This is a genomic window from Mesorhizobium sp. P5_C1, from assembly GCF_054049815.1.
Genome location: NZ_JBFULQ010000725.1, coordinates 1 through 2,285, shown reverse-complemented (window position 1 = coordinate 2,285; position 2,285 = coordinate 1). Strand labels below are relative to the sequence as shown.

At 57.9% G+C, this 2,285-nt stretch carries 3 protein-coding genes; all 3 read right to left on the bottom strand.

The window, feature by feature from the left end:
* The coding region (locus tag ACXJ7R_RS30435; protein ID WP_457155053.1) for a DUF5131 family protein at positions 1–163 on the bottom strand (163 nt) is incomplete at its 3' end.
* Between the two features lie 169 nt (positions 164–332).
* On the bottom strand, positions 333–818 hold the full coding sequence (locus ACXJ7R_RS30430) for a hypothetical protein (protein ID WP_457155052.1): 486 nt from the start codon (positions 816–818) through the stop codon (positions 333–335).
* Positions 819–1,847: 1,029 nt separating this feature from the next.
* Positions 1,848–2,174: a hypothetical protein gene (locus ACXJ7R_RS30425; protein ID WP_457155051.1), complete on the bottom strand. Its 327-nt coding sequence runs from the start codon at positions 2,172–2,174 to the stop codon at positions 1,848–1,850.
* Positions 2,175–2,285: the final 111 nt, after the last annotated feature.

The following is a 2,285-nucleotide window of genomic DNA, read 5'->3' as shown; positions in this document are numbered from 1 at the left end:
CGCCGGTCTTGCGCGTCAGGCCCTGGTACTTCTCCGTGCCCATTGCTTCAAGGCGGGCAGCCATTCGCATCGCATAGCAATTTGTACAACCGGAAGTCAGAATCGTGCACCCCGCGACAGGGTTCCACGTTGCGTCAGTCCATTCGATTGAAGTCTCGGCCATACGCGGTATGATAGCATCAATCCTTAAAATATCATCAAGAATCAATAGCATAGCTACACAAAAAGGTGCCACTTCGCGCGATTTAGGAACTGAGCATCCAGTAAAAGGGAAAAGCCCGCCACCGTGAGGCAGCGGGCCTTACTTTACTCAAGCCGTAGGAGCCGGAAGGCTATTTGAACACCTCATCTTTGACCTCTTCCCAAACCTGCTGCGCGCCTTCGATGTACCAGGCGAGCTGGTTCCTGGTCGGGCGCTTCTTCGGCGAGCCCGTGAGCTGTTCGCAGATGTCGGCAACCTGGTCGCGATCCGGATTCGGGTCGTCATTATAGGCAGCGCACAGCACGAGCAGCAAATCGTCAGCATCGTCATATGCGTCGACGTCGATCTCGCACACGCGGGTCAGTTCGTCGATCTCAGCGTGACCGGCTGCCCATTCCCTTCCATCCTTAGTCCACTGAGGCCGCTCCCGCTCTTCGAGCTTGGCCTTGGAGGCGCGAAGCCTCTCGATCACTTCAGTCATGTCAGTGCCTTCCTTAAGGGTTGAGTTGATCTGCAATTCGAAAGCGCGCTGAGCGATGCTCGACCAGTTGTCGTTTGGCCTTCCATCCATGCGCTCTTTCAGTTCGTCCGAAACGTATATGCTCATCTTTGCCATTCTTGCCTCCAATGTACGTATACATTTCAGATATATGCATGTCTGTCAATAATCTGCATTTGTACGGCTAGGGCCCCTACCGTGAGGCAGCGGGCATCACGCGGTTGACCGTTTTCAATTCGGCGAACAATCACTACTATCCGAACTATGAGACGYCATCTTSTTCTCGCCAGTTTGATGATGCTGTTCGGATGGACCGCAAGCGCACAGCAGATGCCCTGTCCCTTCGAATACCCGGACACTCCGGTCAATCGGTCTCGYGGTGTGGTCGGGTGCACGCTTCAATGCGACCAAAAGCTCACTTGTCCGGGCCAGCAGCCGGCGGAGCCRCAGAAGACTGCRCCGGCGAAGGCGTTGCCGCCATCGCCGGCGCAGCCCAGCAAGCCCACCGGTGAGAGCGGAGCATGCCCMGAGGGGAAATACTGGAATCCGAAGAGGAAAACTTGCGTCTCTTGTGCRGYGGGCGCCTCGTGGGATGCCAAGCGCTCGGCCTGCTCCTGTGGGGCGGGGCAGTTCGTCGATCCGAAAACTCGGCGCTGCGTGAGCTGCCCGGAGAATTGGGGTTGGGRAAAAGGGGCCTGCGTGTGCACGCGCAGCTTGAAGTCCACGTTGGCCGGAAAGTCCTGCTCGCCCAARCGCCCWGTCTGCATGACCGGCAGTTCCTGGGATGCCGCCARCAAACATTGTGTGGCCGTGMAGCTGCAGAAGCCGAAAGCGTCGCTTGAGATGGAATTCGCTGCGGCACCCGACGGGTGAAGTGGGCMAAGGGCTGGGCAAATTGAAAAGCCCGCCACCGRAGCAGCGGGCCAATGGGTCGGTCGGAACCTTATTGAATACAAGAGCCCGGMGGRTAGYGCTCRGGGTCGTAGTGCSACGRCGAGACGAGCATGAAATCGTCKYSRGTGYGSACAGGGATCATKCCGAAGTTGTTGCGGTAAGCGTGGWGGAACGGCASRACGATCATGTCGTTGCTCGGCTCTGTCGCTGCTGATAGCGGGTCGAAGGCGCGTCGTTGATAGAACGGCGCCGTCATATCCCGCTCTCCACCAGCGTTTCCTGCGACGCCAGATCGTCGGGCCACATGATGCGTTCGCCATAGATATCCACGCAAGGCTCGTCGTCGCCACCTTCCTCGTCGTCGCAGTKGTCSWGCTCCAGATCATCGAGGCAGCCKAGCGAYGGCTCGTCGTCTGCCGTMTCCTCCAGGTCGCAATCRACYTCCATAAGATCCAGTGCCGTAATGAGCGACATGGCGCGGTCCAGAAGGTCGTTGAGGCGCTTCTCGACTGACTGGCGCCATTGTTGCGGGTTCATCCCCTTCGGCATCCCCAAGGGCTTCAGCATGGCCGCGCTCATGATGGTGACCTTTGGCCGATAAACACGAAGGGGAGTTCATGGTTGATGAAGACGTAGTATTCGCTGTCACCATGGATCGCCTTCATTGCGGCAACGATAGAAGCGATATCC

Coding starts and splice junctions, on each gene's coding strand:
- ACXJ7R_RS30430 (WP_457155052.1), bottom strand. CDS start 818: ATGGCAAAGATGAGCATATACGTTTCGGACGAACTGAAAGAGCGCATG.